The organism is Pseudomonadales bacterium (assembly GCA_041395945.1).
Lineage (GTDB): Bacteria > Pseudomonadota > Gammaproteobacteria > Pseudomonadales > Azotimanducaceae > SZUA-309.
In genome coordinates this window covers 1,197,573-1,215,475 of the sequence record JAWKZN010000001.1, presented here as the reverse complement: position 1 = coordinate 1,215,475, position 17,903 = coordinate 1,197,573, and the positions used below count along the sequence as shown (strand labels likewise).

The 17,903-nt window shown below is 62.0% G+C and carries 19 protein-coding genes; 16 read left to right on the top strand and 3 right to left on the bottom strand.

Going from position 1 to position 17,903, the window contains the following annotated elements; translation table 11 throughout:
- The first annotated feature begins 96 nt into the window (after positions 1–96).
- The 3 genes from R3E82_05705 (at position 97) to R3E82_05695 (ending at position 2,218) form a co-directional block, all read left to right on the top strand.
- Complete coding sequence (locus R3E82_05705) at positions 97–285, top strand: hypothetical protein (protein ID MEZ5550363.1); 189 nt, start codon at positions 97–99, stop codon at positions 283–285.
- A gap of 425 nt (positions 286–710) precedes the next feature.
- On the top strand, positions 711–1,676 hold the full coding sequence (locus R3E82_05700) for a radical SAM protein (protein ID MEZ5550362.1): 966 nt from the start codon (positions 711–713) through the stop codon (positions 1,674–1,676).
- Complete coding sequence (locus R3E82_05695) at positions 1,676–2,218, top strand: DUF1285 domain-containing protein (protein ID MEZ5550361.1); 543 nt, start codon at positions 1,676–1,678, stop codon at positions 2,216–2,218. Before R3E82_05700 ends, R3E82_05695 begins: the two co-directional genes overlap by 1 nt.
- A 4-nt stretch (positions 2,219–2,222) precedes the next feature.
- Here the strand turns inward: R3E82_05695 and R3E82_05690 are convergent, their stop codons facing one another.
- Positions 2,223–3,878: an electron transfer flavoprotein-ubiquinone oxidoreductase gene (locus R3E82_05690; GenBank protein MEZ5550360.1), complete on the bottom strand. Its 1,656-nt coding sequence runs from the start codon at positions 3,876–3,878 to the stop codon at positions 2,223–2,225.
- Positions 3,879–4,261: 383 nt separating this feature from the next.
- Here R3E82_05690 and R3E82_05685 point away from each other — a divergent pair, with 383 nt between their 5' ends.
- The 3 genes from R3E82_05685 to R3E82_05675 all read left to right on the top strand — a co-directional run bounded on the left by R3E82_05685 (position 4,262) and on the right by R3E82_05675 (position 6,457).
- A complete protein-coding gene (locus tag R3E82_05685; protein MEZ5550359.1) occupies positions 4,262–5,014 on the top strand; it encodes an electron transfer flavoprotein subunit beta/FixA family protein in 753 nt (250 codons plus the stop codon).
- Positions 5,011–5,940, top strand: a complete 930-nt coding sequence (locus R3E82_05680) for an FAD-binding protein (protein ID MEZ5550358.1) — start codon at positions 5,011–5,013, stop codon at positions 5,938–5,940. Before R3E82_05685 ends, R3E82_05680 begins: the two co-directional genes overlap by 4 nt.
- 82 nt (positions 5,941–6,022) lie before the next feature.
- The gene (locus R3E82_05675; GenBank protein ID MEZ5550357.1) at positions 6,023–6,457 is read left to right on the top strand and encodes a hypothetical protein; all 435 of its coding nucleotides are present in this window, start codon (positions 6,023–6,025) and stop codon (positions 6,455–6,457) included.
- A gap of 58 nt (positions 6,458–6,515) precedes the next feature.
- Here the strand turns inward: R3E82_05675 and R3E82_05670 are convergent, their stop codons facing one another.
- Entirely contained in the window at positions 6,516–7,538 is a 1,023-nt protein-coding gene (locus R3E82_05670; protein ID MEZ5550356.1) for an aspartate carbamoyltransferase, read from the bottom strand.
- A gap of 62 nt (positions 7,539–7,600) precedes the next feature.
- Positions 7,601–9,382, bottom strand: a complete 1,782-nt coding sequence (locus R3E82_05665; GenBank protein ID MEZ5550355.1) for a winged helix-turn-helix domain-containing protein — start codon at positions 9,380–9,382, stop codon at positions 7,601–7,603.
- Positions 9,383–9,590: 208 nt separating this feature from the next.
- Between R3E82_05665 and R3E82_05660 the strand changes: the two genes are divergently transcribed.
- The 10 genes from R3E82_05660 (at position 9,591) to R3E82_05615 (ending at position 17,855) form a co-directional block, all read left to right on the top strand.
- Positions 9,591–10,130: a DUF4329 domain-containing protein gene (locus R3E82_05660; GenBank protein ID MEZ5550354.1), complete on the top strand. Its 540-nt coding sequence runs from the start codon at positions 9,591–9,593 to the stop codon at positions 10,128–10,130.
- A gap of 155 nt (positions 10,131–10,285) precedes the next feature.
- A complete protein-coding gene (gene gspE, locus R3E82_05655) occupies positions 10,286–11,800 on the top strand; it encodes a type II secretion system ATPase GspE (GenBank protein ID MEZ5550353.1) in 1,515 nt (504 codons plus the stop codon).
- Positions 11,801–11,849: 49 nt separating this feature from the next.
- A complete protein-coding gene (gspF, locus tag R3E82_05650; GenBank protein MEZ5550352.1) occupies positions 11,850–13,070 on the top strand; it encodes a type II secretion system inner membrane protein GspF in 1,221 nt (406 codons plus the stop codon).
- Between the two features lie 4 nt (positions 13,071–13,074).
- Entirely contained in the window at positions 13,075–13,497 is a 423-nt protein-coding gene (gene gspG, locus R3E82_05645) for a type II secretion system major pseudopilin GspG (protein MEZ5550351.1), read from the top strand.
- Positions 13,469–14,026 carry a type II secretion system minor pseudopilin GspH gene (gene gspH, locus R3E82_05640; GenBank protein ID MEZ5550350.1) on the top strand — a complete coding sequence of 186 codons (558 nt, stop codon included), beginning with the start codon at positions 13,469–13,471 and terminating at the stop codon, positions 14,024–14,026. Before gspG ends, gspH begins: the two co-directional genes overlap by 29 nt.
- On the top strand, positions 14,023–14,448 hold the full coding sequence (gene gspI / locus R3E82_05635; protein MEZ5550349.1) for a type II secretion system minor pseudopilin GspI: 426 nt from the start codon (positions 14,023–14,025) through the stop codon (positions 14,446–14,448). Before gspH ends, gspI begins: the two co-directional genes overlap by 4 nt.
- 5 nt (positions 14,449–14,453) lie before the next feature.
- The gene (gene gspJ, locus R3E82_05630) at positions 14,454–15,056 is read left to right on the top strand and encodes a type II secretion system minor pseudopilin GspJ (protein MEZ5550348.1); all 603 of its coding nucleotides are present in this window, start codon (positions 14,454–14,456) and stop codon (positions 15,054–15,056) included.
- 44 nt (positions 15,057–15,100) lie between these two features.
- Entirely contained in the window at positions 15,101–16,105 is a 1,005-nt protein-coding gene (gene gspK, locus R3E82_05625) for a type II secretion system minor pseudopilin GspK (protein ID MEZ5550347.1), read from the top strand.
- A gap of 5 nt (positions 16,106–16,110) precedes the next feature.
- Entirely contained in the window at positions 16,111–17,349 is a 1,239-nt protein-coding gene (gene gspL / locus R3E82_05620; GenBank protein MEZ5550346.1) for a type II secretion system protein GspL, read from the top strand.
- Positions 17,346–17,855: a type II secretion system protein M gene (locus R3E82_05615; GenBank protein ID MEZ5550345.1), complete on the top strand. Its 510-nt coding sequence runs from the start codon at positions 17,346–17,348 to the stop codon at positions 17,853–17,855. Before gspL ends, R3E82_05615 begins: the two co-directional genes overlap by 4 nt.
- Positions 17,856–17,903 lie beyond the last annotated feature (48 nt).

Below are 17,903 nucleotides of genomic sequence, written 5' to 3'. Positions count from 1 at the left end.
CGCGGCGAAAACCTGGTTACATTTCGCTGATGCTCTGCTCATGGCGCCGGTCGCGGTCATTCCCCACAATGCGACGCTCATACGGGGGAATACATCGTGGCCAACAAGCAGCTGGAAGGGCAGATATTCAATCATCAGGGGCGCTCCTACCTGGTGATGAAGGACAACGACTGGGACGCCAAAGATCTGAAAGTGAAGTCGGTGGACGGCCGTCGGCAGGTGACCACCATGCCGCTGATCCTCATCCAGGAGCGACTTGGCACACGGCAGGAGCAGGGCGCCTGAACCACATCCCGCGCAGACGGCTCCCGCTCGTCTGATCTGCTGTGTTGTTACGGGTGGGTCCCGTTCGTGGACTCCCCTTATCTGAGTCCCACTTCCCGAATCCCGCTTCCTGAATTCTGTTTTTACTGAATCACAGGCAAAAAAAAAAGCCCGGTTCCTGGAGAGAAGACCGGGCGAACTTCCACTAGGGAGTCACACATAGGAGGGGATTGTGTCCACCTCATGTCGCCGCTTGTCGTTGGGGGGAGGACGGGAGCGGCGACAGTTGCAGTAAAGCAGAGATTTCAGCCTCCGCCAGGGAACTGGTTCGCGTTTCAGCATGGTATTCCGCCGGCCGCCGGCATATTCTGGTGCCAGCAACCCGTCCGCGCCCACTTCCAGGGGGCCGGGAAAACGGCATTGAAAACGGGAACAAGGGCGAATTCATGATCGTAGACGCGCTCGGGCGTCGCTTCCGGAACCTGCGGGTCAGTCTCACCGCCGCCTGCAATTATGCCTGCACCTATTGTGTGCCGGACGGCAAACGACTGCAGGCCGCGACCCACGAGCTGTCCGCGGAAGAGCTGGTCTATGCCGTCGGACTGCTGGTGGATGCCGCCGGGATCGAGAAACTGCGTATCACCGGTGGTGAGCCGCTGCTGACCCCGAAATTCGATGCGTTCCTGCCGGCGGTCATGGGACTCGGCCTCAGCGACGTCTCCATCACCACCAACGGCCAGCTCGTCGAGCGCAAGCTGCAGACCATCCTGGAGTCCGGGGTGAAGCGCATCAACGTCAGTCTCGACACCCTGGACCCGGACCGCTTCCGGGCCATCGCACGTTCGGGTGATCTGCACACGGTGCTCGCCGGGCTCGAGGCCCTGCGCGCGGCCGGGCTGCGCATCAAGATTAATATGGTACCGATGCGCACGGCCAACGCCGATCAGATCCTGCCGATGCTCGACTACTGTCTGGCCCGGGGCTTCGAGCTGCGCTTCATCGAACTCATGCGGATGGGCCACCTCAAGTCCAGCGCGGCCTTTACCCGGGATTTCCTCGGCATGGAAGAGATACTCGAGACGATCGGCACCCGCCATGAATTCTCCCGCACGGACTCACCCTACGACTCCACGGCCGTGCGCTACGAAATCCCGGGGGCCGGCCGCTTCGGCATCATTGCCAACGAAAGCGAACCCTTCTGTGCAGCCTGCACCCGGCTGCGACTCTCTTCCAACGGCATGCTGTACGGCTGTTTGTCGAGTGCATCGGCCCACGACATCAAGCCCATTCTCGATCTGCCTGAGCATCAGGCCCTGGCGCGACTGCAGTCGGTGCTGGTGAGCGCCCTCGGCGATAAACAGCGCCTCTCCTTCACCGGAGAGGTCACCGTAATGAAATTCATCGGCGGCTGATGGCCGAGCGCCTGAATCCGCTTTTCGACGAACTGATCCAGCTGCAGCAGGAAAAACGGCTGCCCCCGGTGGACGCCTGGCAGCCGCCGCGCACCGCATCGATCGACATCCGCATCGACGCGGACGGCACCTGGTACCACGAAGGCGAGCCAATCCGCCGCAAGCCCCTGGTAAAACTGTTTGCCACGATCCTGCGCCGGGATGCGGACGGCTTTTGTCTGGTCACTCCGGCGGAAAAACTGCTCATTGAGGTGGTTGATGCACCTTTCCTCGCCGTGGATATGGAGGTGCGGGGGGCTGGAGCAGATCAGGAAATTCTGCTGGTCACCAACGTCGACGATGCAGTGATGCTGGACGACGGGCATCCACTTCGCGTGGCAGGTCTGCCAGACGCACCGCGGCCCTATGTGCGGGTACGGGGCGGTCTGGATGCGCTGATCGCCCGCAGCGTCTACTACCGTCTCGTCGATCTGTGTGAGGGTCCGGATGCCGGAGGCGCCTTCACGCTGCGCAGTTGCGGCGCGCAATTCCGGCTGGGGTAAATTCCTACATATTCGGGTAGTTCGGTCCGCCGGTTCCTTCGGGCACCACCCAGTTGATGTTCTGGGCCGGGTCCTTGATGTCACAGGTCTTACAGTGCACACAGTTCTGCGCGTTGATGCGGAACGCAGGCGCGCCGTTCTCCTCGATCACCTCATAGACGCCCGCCGGGCAGTAGCGCTGAGCGGGCTCGTCGTATTTCGGCAGGTTCACGGCAATCGGGATGCTCGGGTCTTTCAGCTGCAGGTGGCAGACCTGATCCTCTTCATGATTGGTGTTGGAGAGAAACACCGACGAGAGTTTATCGAAGGAGAGTACGCCGTCGGGCTTCGGGTAGTCGGGCTTCCGGCACTCGGCGGCCAGTTTCAGGGTCGCGTAGTCGGGCGTCGGATCTTTCAGGGTGAAGGGCAGATTGCCACGGAAGAGGGTCTGATCCACCCAGATAAACGCAGAGCCGGGGAGGGTGCCGAACTTGTGAATCGCCTGCTGGGAGTTCCTGGCGATATTGAGTTCCTCATAGAGCCAGGAGGCTTCGAACTTCTTTCTGAAACCATCGAGTTCGGTACCCCCCGTGGCGCCGCCAGCCAGGGCTTCCGCCACAGCCTCGGCGGCGAGCATGCCCGACTTCATGGCCGTGTGGCTGCCCTTGATCTTGGTCATGTTGAGGAAGCCGGCTTCGTCGCCAATCAGCAGCGCGCCCGGCAGAGTCAGCTTCGGCAGCGCCGCCAGACCGCCTTTCACGATCGCCCGGGCGCCATAAGAAACCCGGGTGCCTCCGCTGAGAACCTCACTGATCAGGGGATGGTGTTTGAACCGCTGGAACTCATCGAAGGGGCTGATGTGAGGATTGGCGTAGGAGAGGTCCACGATCAGGCCCAGGGAGACCTGGTTGTTCTCCATGTGATACAGATAGGAGCCTGTAAACAGCCCGCCGAAGTGATTGCCCGGCCAGCCCATGGTATGCAGGACCTTTCCCGGCACATGCCGCTCAGGATCCACATCCCACAACTCCTTGAATCCGATGGCGTAATGCTGGGTGCCTGAGTCTTTATTCAGATCGAATTTCGCCATCAGCTGCTTGCCGAGGCTGCCACGGCACCCCTCGGCAAACAGGGTGTACCTGGCCCGCAACTCGTACCCGGGGGTATAGGAAGCCTTTTTTTCACCGGTGCGGCTGATACCCATATCGCCGGTGGCAACGCCGGCCACGGCGCCACTGTCATCGTAGAGCACTTCCGCTGCCGCGAAGCCGGGAAACACGTTAACCCCCATTGCCTCAGCCTGCTCCCCGAGCCAGCGGCACAGATTGCCGAGGCTGGTGGCATAGTTGCCATGATTGTGGGTGGCTTTCGGCACGGCGAGGGCGGGCATGCGGATGCGATTGGTGTCGTTGGGCAGGTAGTAGACCTCGTCCACTGTCACGGGATTGTTGAGCGGCGCACCACGCGCTTTCCAGTCCGGAAACAGCTCATTCAGAGCCCGCGGTTCCACCACCGCTCCGGAGAGGATGTGTGCACCGATCTCGGAACCTTTCTCCACGAGACAGACCGAGATCTCCTGGCCGAGCTTTTCGGACAGCTGCATCAGCCGGCACGCAGCAGCGAGGCCGGCCGGACCGCCACCTACGATGACGACGTCGAATTCCATGGATTCACGTTCCACGCCGGTACTGTCCGCCTGTGTGTTCTCAGCCACTTTTTTCTCCCTTGATCTTTTCTTAACCGGTGCCGGTGCGCGCCTTCTAGCGTCGCCGCTGCACAGGCTTCCCCCGGCAACGGCGCGTGCGTCTTCCCGGTGTGCGCGTACCCGGTGAATTCCGCCGGCGATTATAGTGGATGTGAGGCGTTTCTGCGCGGACGTCGAAGCGCCGCGTGGACTGCCAATGCGACCCGGACGGTGATTGCGCCTTGACCCCATGGGAGGGTCAAGGGAGAATACGCCGCCCTGTCATCCGCGGTTTGTTCAACAACTGCGCTGGCCCGCTTGTTTAGAGCGCTTGTCTTAGGCATGTGCAATACGTAAAACCCGAGAAATCGAGGGACTTCATGAAAGTACTGGTTCCTGTCAAACGTGTGGTCGATTACAACGTCAAGATCCGAGTAAAGCCGGACAAAAGTGGTGTCGATCTTTCCAATGTGAAAATGTCGGTCAACCCCTTCTGCGAAATCGCAATTGAAGAGGCTGTACGACTGAAAGAGGCGGGTGTTGCCACGGAAGTCATCGCCGTCTCTGTGGGTGGAACGGCTTGTCAGGAGCAGTTGCGCACCTGTCTGGCGCTCGGCGCCGATCGCGCGATCCTGATTCAGACGGATGTCGCCGTGCAGCCACTGGGAATTGCCAAAGCCCTGAAGGCTCTGCAGGACAGGGAAAAGGCCGATATCGTTATTTTCGGCAAGCAGAGCATCGACGGGGACAACGCCCAGACCGGGCAGATGTTTGCCGCGCTCACAGGCATGGCTCAGGGCACATTCGCTTCCGTCGTGAAAGTGGCTGACGGCAAGATGCAGGTGACCCGCGAGATCGACGGTGGCCTGCAGACCGTCTCACTGAATCTTCCCGCGGTGGTCTCCACCGACCTGCGCCTCAACGAGCCACGTTACGCTTCGCTGCCGAACATCATGAAGGCGAAAAAGAAGCCGCTGGATACCATCACACCCGAAGATCTCGGCGTGGATGTCACGCCGAAAGTCGAAGTGTTGTCGGTTGAACCGCCCGCGGCGCGCAAGGCCGGCATCAAAGTCGACAGCGTGGATATGCTTGTAGACAAACTGAAGAACGAAGCCAAGGTGATTTCATGAGTATTCTTGTCGTAGCCGATCACGATAATGCCGAACTCAAACCTTCGACCCGTGTGGCCATAGCCGCTGCCGCGGCGATTGGCGGTGAGATCGATGTGCTGGTAGCCGGGCAGGGTTGTGCCGATGTTGCCGCAGCAGCGGCAAAAGTACCCGGAGTGCGCAAGGTTCTGTGTGCAGACAACCCGGCGTACGGTCACCAGCTCGCTGAAAATATTGCCCCCCTGGTTACCGAACTCGCCGCCAGCTACGGACATGTGCTGACCGCACACACCACCGTCGGCAAGAACTTCCTGCCCCGGGTTGCGGCCGCACTGGATGTCGGCCAGATCTCCGACATTCAGGAAGTCGTCAGCGCGGATACTTTCAAGCGGCCGATTTACGCCGGTAACGCGATTGCGACCGTGAAGACCAGCGACGCGATCAAAGTCATCTCAGTGCGTGGCACGGCATACGATCCGGTTGCCGCCGAGGGCGGCTCTGCTGCGGTCGAAGCGGTGAGCAGCGTGCATGACGCGGGAATCTCGAGTTTCGTCGGCGAAGAGATCGCCAAATCCGAACGCCCGGAACTCACCGCTGCCAGCATTGTCATATCCGGCGGACGTGGCATGGGAAGCGGCGAGAATTTCAAACTGCTGGACGGCATCGCAGACAAACTGGGTGCAGCCATCGGCGCTTCGAGAGCCGCTGTGGACGCCGGGTTTGTTCCGAATGACATGCAGGTAGGTCAGACCGGCAAGATCGTCGCACCCGACCTCTACATCGCCGTCGGCATTTCCGGTGCCATTCAGCATCTCGCCGGCATGAAAGACAGCAAGGTGATTGTGGCGATCAACAAGGATGAAGACGCACCCATATTTCAGGTCGCCGACTACGGCCTCGTGGCGGACCTGTTCCAGGCTTTACCGGAGCTCGAGGCCAAGCTCTGATCCCTCTGACCGATGACAGAGGATGTTGCGGGCCTGCCAGGCCCGGGGGTGCAGCAGAACAACATAGACCAGGAGTCAGAAAGTGGCAGTGTATGAACTGAACAACGGCCAGTTGCTGAGGGTAGCCCGCAGCATCGACGGCAAGCTGCAGCAGCGCTACTTCAGCCTGATCGGGCTGAAGCGGTCCCAGCAGGCAGCGGTGAAGCGCGAAGCGAAAGCGCTGGATGCGCAGTGGCAGGAAGAACAGGACAAGGCCAAAACAAAGCGCGTCCGGGAAGCATCCACCGAGAAGAAACACAGCACCGGTGTACGCGGCATCAATCTGGTGCGTCGGCCGTCACCGGCGTTCCGGGTGCAGGTCCAGACCGACGGAAAGTCCCATGTCCGGGAATTTTCAGTCAAGCGTCTCGGTGCTGAGAAAGCCTGGAGGCAGGCCACCAGGTACCTGGCCGAATGCCGGGGTTACAAATCCGCACCGAAGACCTGGGTGGACCGGATGCCGAAAGTAAAAGCCTGAAGTATTCGAAGGTGGGGTATGAGCGGTCCGCGCGTCGGTATCGACGCGTTGCAGGCTGCTAGCCGCGGGTAAAGCGCCGCGCCGTGTACCAGGTAACCGGTTGCGCGTGATTGTGCACTTTGTCGGCCACGTCCAGCACAAGGGCAAACAGCGCCATCCGGATCAGCACGCCATTGTCCGTCTGGCGGAAAATCGCCAGATTCGGATTCTGAATCAGATCGTCGTCGAGTTCCTGAGCGCCTGCCCGGGAATCCCGCGGCAGCGGATGCATGATCACGGTATTCGGCTCGCAATGCTCCGTGTAGATGGAGTTGTTGAGCCGGAACAGCCCCCGGTAGCGATCTGCTTCCTGCTGAGTCGGAAAGCGTTCTTCCTGGGTGCGGGTGACATACAGAATGTCCACGTTGTGAATCCCGCTTTCGAGATGGTCGTATTCCACCACCTCATGGCCACCCGTTTTCAGGTGTTCGAGAATGTCCGCGGACACACCCAGACCCGCGGGTGAAACCAGCTTATAGTGAATGCCATCGTACAGACTCAACAGCTTGCACAGTGAGTGCACGGCTCTGCCGTATTTGAGATCTCCCACCAGAGCGATGCGCAACCCGTCGATACCGGCGCCGCGACTCTCCATCTCTTTGCGAATCGTGTAAAGATCCAGAAGCGCCTGGCTGGGATGCTCGTTGGGCCCGTCACCGGCGTTGATCACCGGCACCCGACTCGCAGCCGCAAATTCCGCAACCGAACCCGCTTCCGGGTGCCGCATCACGATGATGTCGCTGTAGCCCGACAGTACCCGCGCCGTATCGTAGAGCGACTCTCCTTTGGCGAGGGAGGACGCCTTCACTTCGGTGGTTTCCCGGACATCCCCGCCCAGGAGGTTGAAAGCACAACCGAAGGAAATCCGGGTGCGGGTGGAAGGCTCGAAGAACATGTTGGAGACGATAGCCCCCTCGAGGACCCGGGTGATTCGCGCACGATCCGCATACACCCGCATGTCGTCCGCGATCCGGAATATATGCTCGATGTCCGAGCGGGAAAACTGCTCCACCGAGAGAATATGATTGCCAACGAAGTCCAAGCCTGCCCCCAAGCCCGATGACGCGATGTCTGTGGGCGGCAAGTGTACTCAAGAATCCGGGGTCAGATGAATTTCTCTATGGGCTGTGTCTCGAGCAGCGTACTGATTCGCGGGTCCAGCGCCAGCAGACTCACCGGCAGTTCGCCGATGTCACCGGCCGCCTTGAGCTCGGCCCTTGCCTGGGGCAGACGCCCGGCGGCGGCCAGAAACAGGGCGCTCTGCAGATGAAATTCCCGGGACCCCCAGCCATTGCTGCTGGCCCGGGCAAGCAACTCCAGTCCCCGCGCTGTGATGGCGGTGAACTCTTCTTCATTCCCGGTGGAGTGCAGTGCGACCAGCAGATACCCGAGCAGCTGCAGTGAGTAGGGCGGGTAGACGAAGGGCTCGGTATCGAGCACCGCCTTCAGTTCAGCGACGACGCCCTCATACTGCCCACGGCCGATTCGATCTATGGCCTGCCAGGTCTGGGCGAGCTTGCCGTACTTCGGCGACGACTCGATGGACGGCGCAAGGGTTTCTGCAAAAGCATCGAACTCCCGCGGATCCGGGAGGTACGTCCGGTGCTCGAGTGCCGCCAGGTAAATCCTGGCGTCCCCGGAGTCCTGCCGTGCCGCCGCGCGCAGGTGTCGCTCGGCACCGGGCAGGTCGTTCTGCGCACTCAACGCCCGCCAGCGCACCAGCTCCGCACCGACGGGATCATGGTTCATGTCCGCCGCAATCCGCATCACGCGCTGCCAGTTGCCCTGCTCCAGAGCCAGGTCCGCCAGCACCATGTGAATGCCGGGATTGGTGCTCGGGTAGCCACTGCCGATCTTTTCCGCGGCAGCATAGTCGCCCATCATCATCAGTGAGAGCAGATAATTCTGGGCGATGGGGGCCTGGCGGGGATCGAGCCGGTAGGCGCGCTCGTAGAGTTCATGACTTTCTGCCAGCTCTCCCCGGCTCAGCAACAGATTACCCAGCCACATCAGTGCCATTGTGTGGGTCGGCTCGAGATCGATCGCCCGCCGCAGTGCGGCTTCCGCCTGTTCGGGTCTGCCGTTGTGGGTCTCGAGAATGCCCAGTGAAGCATGCACGTCGGCCGAATCCGGATCGAGTTCCAGCGCGGTTGCCAGCAGCGGGGCAGCAAGGGACGCGGCTTCATCCCGGTCCCGACCGGAATAGCTGGCCTGCAGGAGGTAAGTGTCCGCCAGTCCAGCGTAGCCCCGGGCCAGGTCCGGGTCGAGGGCAATGGCCTCGTTGAACAGTTCGAGTGCCCGCTCCAGGCTTTCCGGTGCGCGATCATCCCAGTAATACCGGCCCAGCACATACAGATCGGGGGCTGCCAGGCCTGTCCTGGGCGAAGTGTCTGCAGGTAACAGGCGGGCTTCCGGGTCCTCCCGGATCTCCGCCAGTTGTGGCCGCAGAGGAGCGGCCGATCCGTAGAGCAGCCATGCGGCTGCGATCCCGAGAGTGCACAGGAGAGCGATCGCGACTGCAGATACGATCGGTCGTCCAGCCTGTGTGGCCTCCACACGCGGCAGCTGGAGGAGTCGATAACCGCGTTTCGGCACCGTCTGAATAAATGTTGGATCCCTGACGCTGTCACCCAGGGCCGAACGCAACTCTGAAATACAGCGGGTCAGTGTCTCTTCGCCGACGGTCCTGCCTTCCCAGACCTCGTCGAGCAGTTCCTGGCGGGTGACGACTTCGTCGGCCCGGCCCATCAGCAACGCCAGCACATCCATGACTTTCGGCTCGAGGCGCACTTCCTCCCCGGATCGCACCAGCGCATTGAGCGCCCGCCGGACCTCAATGTCGCCCAGGTATACCGTCTGCACTGCCGGTCTGGAGTGCCCGCGCATGGAGTGCCCCCTCTGGACTGGTCCCGGATTTTTCGATGTGTGTGCCGCAGAAAAGTTCAGTGGATCCTTGCGAACCCCGGATATTCCGGCCCGGGACATTTTCCTGAGCAATTTCTCTTTAAAGGATATGGCTTTCCTTGCCTGACCTTCAGGTATCCACCCGTTCTGAGGCCGATTCTCCTGCTCCTTGGAGTTCTGGAGAGAGTGAATGGGACGCTTCATGCGATTGTCATCCTGCAGCTGCTTCCTCTATTCGATGCTTTTGAGCCCCGTTGCGGTTGCGACCATTCCAACCCAGGTGCTGGATTGGCGCACCGACAGCCTGGTGGCGGGGCTCCTGCGGCTGAAAGACAAATTCCTGGACACTTCCACGCGAACCGATACCGAATATGTGGGTGCGGTCCTCCGGGATCGTGACGGTCGCTACCGGTTTACCGTCGGCAACGGCAAGCCGGGGCAGGATACGGTGACCTTCCGGGTCCGTTACCCGCAATCCTCAGAACTCGTGGGATTCTGGCACACCCACGGCGACGCAGGGCCACACCGGGACAGATTTTCCCGGGCGGATGTCGAACTGGTGCGGGATACCGGAAAAGCCTTTTTTCTGATCACAGCTGACGGACGACTGCTCGTGCTCACACCCGCAGCCGCCGAGGGCTCCGGTGGACTGTATACCGGTCAGGGATCCGGCCGCTCCCGCGCCACCAGAGGCAGTCGAGCGGGGACACCGGTATTGAGCAACGTGTGACGCTGCAACCTGCGGCTCTCCAACCTGTGACGGGGACCGGGGCCTGAACGCAATCTGGTCGGCAGTTCTGCACCCGGACCCGGGCATCGGTCAGGTGCGGGTTATTCCACCACCGCAGGTGCTGATATCATTCGAGCCCAGCCAGTGGAGCTCCTATGAGCGAATCAGCCCCGGGACAGATCATCCCTGCCGACCCTGAAACACAGGGCACCACCTTGCTGCCATTCGCCTTCGCAAAGCGCTTCGGGGTGCTCATCTGCACCGGCGGGCCCGACGGCAAGGCGGCTGTCGCCTACCGGACCCAGCCGAGCCTGACTACTCTGGCAGAGGTGCGCCGCTATGCAGGCAGGCCCCTGTCGCTGCGCGCAGTTGGCGACGAGGAATTCGAAGCCCTGCTCTCCAGCACCTATTCCCGGGATGCCTCGGAAGCCCGGCAGATGGTCGAAGACCTCGGCGATGAGCTGGATCTGGCGAGTCTCGCCAACTCCGTGCCGGAAACCGAGGACCTGCTGGAACAGGAGGACGATGCGCCGATCATCCGCCTCATCAACGCGCTGCTCGCCGAAGCCATCCGTGAAAACGCATCGGACATACACATCGAGACTTTCGAGCGGGATCTGATTGTGCGCTTCCGGGTCGATGGTGTGATGCGGGAAGTGGTAAAGCCGAAACGCCAGCTCGCCCCTCTGCTGGTGTCGCGGATCAAGGTGATGGCACGTCTCGACATTGCCGAGAAACGCATCCCGCAGGATGGCCGCATCTCGGTGCGGATCGGCGGCCGGGAGGTTGATGTGCGGGTATCCACCATGCCCGCGAGTAACGGCGAACGGGTGGTGCTGCGCCTGCTGGACAAGCAGGCCGGGCGACTGCGTCTGGAAAGTCTCGGCATGCTCGAGTCCGATCTGATCCGACTGCGGGATGTGGTGCACAAACCCCACGGTATTTTTCTGGTCACCGGCCCGACCGGGTCCGGTAAGACGACGACCCTGTACGCTTCGCTGGCAGAACTCAGTACCCGCACGATCAACATCCTCACCGTCGAAGACCCCATCGAATACAACCTGTCCGGCATCGGCCAGACTCAGGTCAACACCAAGGCGGACATGACCTTCGCCCGGGGCCTGCGTGCCATCCTGCGGCAGGATCCCGATGTGGTGATGGTCGGTGAGATCCGGGATCTGGAAACGGCGGAAATTGCTGTGCAGGCCAGTCTCACAGGACATCTGGTGATGTCCACACTGCACACCAACACCGCGGTCGGCGCCGTCAACCGGCTCATCGACATGGGCGTGGAGCCCTTCCTGCTGTCGTCGTCTCTGGTGGGAATGCTCGCCCAGCGCCTGGTTCGAGTGCTGTGCCCGGAATGCAAGCGACAGCGGGCGGCCAATGCGTCGGAACGGGACTTCCTCCAGGACGACCAGGCCAGGGTGTACGACGCGGTAGGCTGCGAATCCTGTCAGCAATCCGGCTACCGGGGACGTACCGGCATCTATGAACTGGTGGTGATGGATGATGGCCTGCGTCAGCTCATACACGATCGGGCATCCGAGCAGGAACTCACCGCCTTTGCCCGCCGGCGCGGGCCCGGGATCCGTGAAGACGGTAAGGCCAAGATCCTGCAGGGGGTGACCAGCGTGCAGGAAGTGCTGCGGGTCACGCTCGAAGATTGAGGCGCCCCGGCGCGAACATCGAGGTAACAGCGCCTTTTTAGCGCACATCATGGCGGCTTTTGAATACACCGCCCTGGACGCCCGGGGCAGACAGAAAAAGGGGGTACTGGAGGCAGACAGTCTGCGCCAGATCCGCCAGCTGCTGCGCGATCAGGGACTCATTCCTCTGCAGGTCGATGCGGCCAGCGAACGCAGGGTCCGTTCCAGCACCAGCAGCGGCGCCTGGCGCTTCAGCCGGCGTCTCGGCGCTCTGGATCGGGTCCTCTTTACCCGCCAGCTCGCCACACTGATTGCCGCCAGCCTGCCCATCGAAGAAGCCCTTGCCGCGATCGCTCAGCAGTCTGAAAAACAGCATGTTCGTTCACTGGTGCTCGGTATCCGCAGCCGCGTGCTCGAAGGTCATTCACTCGCTGCCAGCCTGGCGGAATACCCGCGCAGTTTCGCCGGACTGTACCGTTCCACGGTCGCCGCGGGGGAACAGTCCGGGCATCTGGACAAGGTGCTGGAAAATCTTGCGGACTATCAGGAGCGCCAGTTCGAGTCACAGCGCGATGTGCAGATGGCCATGCTCTATCCGGCGGTGCTGACGCTGCTGGCCTTCGCCATTGTCGGCGCTCTCATGGTTTATGTGGTCCCGGACATGGTCGGTGTTCTGGTCAATATGGGGCAGGATCTGCCCCTTTCGACCCGGTTTCTCATCGCTGCCTCGGAGCTGGCCCGGGACTGGTGGTGGCTGCTCATCCTCCTCGTGGTGGGACTGGTGATGTTCCTGCGCTGGCTGCTCTCACAACCCGGTCCCCGGCTGACCTGGGACCGGCAGAAGCTGAAAATTCCCTTAGTCGCGCGGATTGCCCGCAGCAGCAACGCCGCACGGTTCGCCAACACGCTCAGTATTCTCACCAGCAGCGGCGTGCCACTGGTGGACGCGATGCACATCGCCGCCGAAGTGGTCGCAAACGACTGGATCAAGCGTCGCCTGGCGGAGGCCACCCAGCGGGTGAGTGAAGGCTCCAGCCTCCGCATTGCCCTGGAAGGGGTCGGATATTTCCCCCCGATGCTGCTGCACATGGTGGCCAGTGGCGAATCGAGTGGAGAGCTCGACACCATGCTGGAAAAAGTTGCCATCTATCAGCAGGCAGAGGTGGAACGCATCGTCACCACCCTGGTCCGTCTGTTTGAGCCACTGATGCTGGTTGTGATGGGTGGCCTGGTAATGTTTATCGTAATGGCCATACTGCTGCCAATACTCAACATGAATCAATTGGTGTAACTGGATGAAAGGCAAGGCAAATACAGGATTCACCCTCATCGAAATTCTGGTGGTGGTGGTGATTGTCGGCATCCTCGGGGCCATCATCGTACCCAATCTCCTGGGTCGGCCGGACCAGGCCCGTATCACTGCCGCCCAGAGTGACATCCGGGCGCTGGCCAATGCCCTGGACATCTACCGCCTGGACAACTTCCAGTACCCGTCCACCGATCAGGGGATCGAAGCCCTCGCCAGCAAACCCAGCGGTTTTCCGGAACCGAAGAACTACAACCCAGAGGGCTATATCAAGAACCTGCCCACGGACCCCTGGGGTTCACCCTATGTTTATGAGCGCACCGAGTCCGGTTTCGCCCTCTTTTCCCTGGGCGCGGACGGCGCGGAGGGCGGGGAAGGACTGAATGCCGACATACGCTACGAAGACCTGTAGACGTTCCCGTGTTGCGCCAGCGGCGCTGGCCGGAGCAGGTTTTACCCTGCTGGAAATCCTGGTCGTGCTCACCATCGTGGCCATCCTGACCGGCACGGTCGTACTCGGCTTTACCGGCGCCGACCGGGCTCAGGATCTCAAGGGTGCCGCCCAGCGCCTCGCGACCCGCTTCGAGATGGCCCGCCAGCAGGCCCTGACCCGCAACCGGGAGTGGGGCGTGTACATCGAAAAGGACGACTACCACTTTGCGGAATTTGATCCGCAGGCAGCCAGATGGGTCATCCAGGAAGCCCGGCCCTTCGCGACTGCCGATCTGCCCGATCAGGTCAGCCTGCGGCTGCGCACGGAAGGCGTGGGCGAAATTCCGTTCGCCGAGGAACAGGACCTGCCCCAGATCCTGCTGTTTTCGAGCGGTGAGATCACACCCTTTTCGCTGTATCTCGAACCCGGAGAGCGGGCACCGGCCTGGCTGGTGGCCAGTGACGGTCTGTCCCGGGTGACTGCCAGCCGTGACGAGTCCGGCGCATGAGGCGCTGTCTGCGGTTGCTGGCGGGATCCACTTACCGCCCACCCCGGCAGCGGGGCTTTACCCTGGTTGAAGTACTGATCGCGCTGGTGGTTTTCGCCATTCTAGGTTTCACGGTGAGCAGCCGTGTCGGTGAGGTCGTGAATCAGACCTTCAGCCTCGAGCGTCGCACCGTGGCGCACTGGGTCGCCGAGAATCATGTCAATCGGATGAGAATCGCCAGCCTCTCCTCTGGTGAAGCGCTGCCAACCGGCCGGCGCAGCGAGCGGGCTTTCATGAGTGGTCGGGAATGGCGCATCGATGTCGACATAGCGAGCACTTCTCACCCCTGGCTGCATCGGGTCGGCGTGGAAGTTTTCGAGATCCGGGATGCGGAGGAAATCGGCCCCCTGGATCAGCTGACCGTGTTCGTGGGGCGGTACTGAAGGACATGAAGCGTAGCCACAGCGGATTCACCCTGCTCGAAGTCCTGGTGGTGTTGAGTGTCTTCGCCATTCTCGGCGTCATCGCCTCCCAGATTGTCGGGCGCGTCCTCGACAATGAGCGCACCCTGGCGGAACGGGGCGGGCGCCTGGCAGAGGTGCAGCGTGCCATGCTCATCCTCCAGCGCGACATCATGCAGATGAACAGCCGCGGCGTCCGCGATCAGCTGGGGGACCCGGTCGAGCCCCTGATCATCGACGCAGGCGGAATGGCAGAGTTCACTCGCGCAGGCTGGCGTAACCCTCTGGGCCATCCCCGCTCCGAACTCCAGCGGGTGGGCTTCGTGGTGGAAGAGGGCAAACTGTATCGAGCCTGGTGGCCGGTGCTGGATCGCTCCCCGGACACCCTGCCCGAGCTTCAGCAGCTGCTCACCGATGTGGAGAACGTCGAGTTCAGTGCCCTGGATATGAGCGGCAACGAGCACAGCTTCTGGCCCTTGCTCGGCGATTTCCGCAGCGATCCGAACCTGCGCCTGGCTGGAATAATCCTCAGGCTGGAAGTGGCGCCATTCGGGGCGATCGAGCGTTTGTGGACGGTGCCCGAGCTGTGAAGACATGCGCAGCAAAGACCCGCCCTCCCGGGGACGCTCTCCGGGTGCCTGGAGGGCATTGGCGGCCCACCCGCCAGTCGGGAGTGGTCCTGCTCAGCGTGCTGCTGATTCTCGCTCTGCTGTCAGCCATCACATATCAGATGGTGGGGCGACAGTCCCTGGTCGTCGCCCAGGCGCGCCAGACGTTCTCCGGAGACCAGGCGCTCGAATATGCCCTGGGCGGAGAGGCCTTCGCCCGTCAGATACTCTATGAGGACTGGAGCCAGACGGGGCAGGGAGTCGACAATCTGACCGAGGCCTGGGCCCAGCCACTCGCCCCATTCGAAGTGGAAGACGGCTTTCTGGAAATCCAGATTCGAGATCTGAACGGCTGTTTCAATCTCAACAGCGTGGCGCTCAACTCCGGCGGCAGCGGCACCCTCGGACTCGAGCGATTCCGCACTCTATTGCGCCACCTGAACCTGCCCGACACGATCGCCGATGCCTGGATCGACTGGATCGATCCGGACGAGGAGATTTCCGCCTACGGTGCGGAGGACGGCGAGTACCTGCTGCGTGAACGCCCCTATCGAACGGCCAATCGCAGTGCGGGCCATGTCAGTGAGCTCGCGCTGCTGCGGGATATGGAAGCCGAACAGCTCGAGCAGCTTTCCAGCGCAGTCTGTGTCATTCCCAGCGATCGCCTGCAGCTGAACATCAACACCGCCAGCGCGATCGCTCTCGCCGCCCTGCACCCCGCACTGAGCGAGGTACAGATGCTGGCGATCACCGAAGGTGTGCGGACCTATACCAGTGTTAACGAGATCACCTCACAGCAGGTCGAACTGCAGGGCGCCGTTGACGCGCTCAGCGTTACCAGCGAGTATTTCGAAGTACAGATCCGCGCCCAGGTGGGGGAGAGCATTACCGAGCTTGCCTCCGTACTGCGTCGCGCCCCGGAGGATGGTGTAATCACTCTGCTCAGCCGGGATTTCGGCCGGTCATTCCGGTCCCTGTTCAGTGCGGACGACGTCGAGGGTGACGGCGCCGCTCAGGAAGCCGGAACTTGAATTCCATGCCAACCCTCTTCATCCGCCTGAAATCCCCGGCCAGCCGCCACGAAGACGGCTATCGGCTGCAGTGTGAGTGGCTCATCGAAGAGAGCGATGGCAGCGTTCGCGCCAGTGGCACCACTGATTACCGGGGCTTGAGTGATCTGATCGACCCGTCCGCGGACTGGCTGCAGAATCCGGACAATCTGGTAGTGATCGTGCCGACCGAACACGTGCTGGCGGTAAGCTGTGATGTTCCCGGCCGCAGCATCGGCCAGATCCGGCGCGCGCTGCCCTTTGTGGTCGAGGAGTTTGTTGCCACAGACATCGACGGCATGCACCTGGCCCACGCGGCCATCCGCCGCGGACACCCCACCCGGGTGCAGCTGATCGCGCGCAGCTTTGTCGAAGACTGGCTGACCTGCCTGCGCGAACTGGGCCTCAATCCGGGTTACCTGGTCGCAGACGCTGAGTTGCTGCCAACGGAAGCCGGCACGGCCAGCGTGCTGCTCGACCACCAGACCGCGCTGATCAGAACGAAGGATCAGGCAGCGAGTGTGGACAGGGAGAATCTGATCCTGGCGGTATCGGCGCTCGAGGTTGAGCGGCTGCACTTCGTGCATGGCACACCGACGGATCTGGAAAGAGGACAGCTCGATCCGGAGCTCGAAGTTCAGCTGCCGGACGAGCACTACGCCGCGGCGCTGACCTATTTCGCCGCCAGCTGGCGCAAAGGCGCTGAGCGCCTGAATCTCCTCCAGGGGCCCTTCACGCCCGTGCGTCCAGCAAGTGCCAGTTTCGGCCGCTGGCGCGCTGTCGCCAGCCTGGCAGGGATCTGGGTGCTGGTGGGCTTCATCTCGATGATTGCCCAGGGGTTCTGGGCCGGGAGTCGTGCCAGTGCACTGGAAGCCAGCTCCGAAGATCTGTATCGGGAACTTTTTCCGGCCGAGCAGCGTATCGTCAATGTGCGCCGACAGATGCAGCAGAAACTCGGCCAGTCTGCCGGTGGCAGCGCCGGCTTCACCACTTTTCTGGGCTGGCTGGCCCAGGGTGTCGATCGCACCACCGGAGTCCTGAGCCTGACCTACACCGATGCCCGGGACGAGCTGGCAGCCGATCTGCTGCTGGGGAACTACGACGAACTGGAGAAGCTGAAACAGAAACTCGCCCAGATGGATGTGCGGGTGGAAATCACTTCTGCTGAGCAGCAGTCCGGCGGGGTACGCGCCAGAATCCGACTGCTGGGAGGGCAGGGCACATGAGCCTCATCTCTTCCGTGGGCACCTGGTTCGAAAACAGCGCTGCCCATCGCTGGTATCTGGGCCGGGAGCCCGGGGAGCGACCGCTGATACTGGCAGTGCTCACGGCGCTGATCCTGGTGCTCGCATGGTCGCTGCTGTGGAAGCCGATCAGCGACTGGCGCGATCTCGAGGCCAACCGCTACCAGAACGCACAGGAGCTCTGGGACTTCATGCAGGCCAACGAGGCAGCCGCGAGGGCCCGGGGCAGCCAGGCGAGTGGTGCCGGCAGCCAGCGTTCACTGCTCCCGGTGATCACCCGGACGGCAAACGTACAGGGCCTGCGCCTGAACCGGATTCAACCCGAGGCCGACGGTGCGGTCAGCGTGGTCATACAGGCGCAGGCCTTCAACACGGTTCTGTCCTGGCTCGGCGCCCTGCTCGAGAACAACAGTGTGAGCGTGCAGCGCATCTCGGTTGACGCAGAAGGGCAGCCCGGCATCGTCAACGCCCAGATCCGCCTGCTTTAGCGGGCCGCCCGACAGACGCCCAACGACGACAGAATAGGGCACAAATCG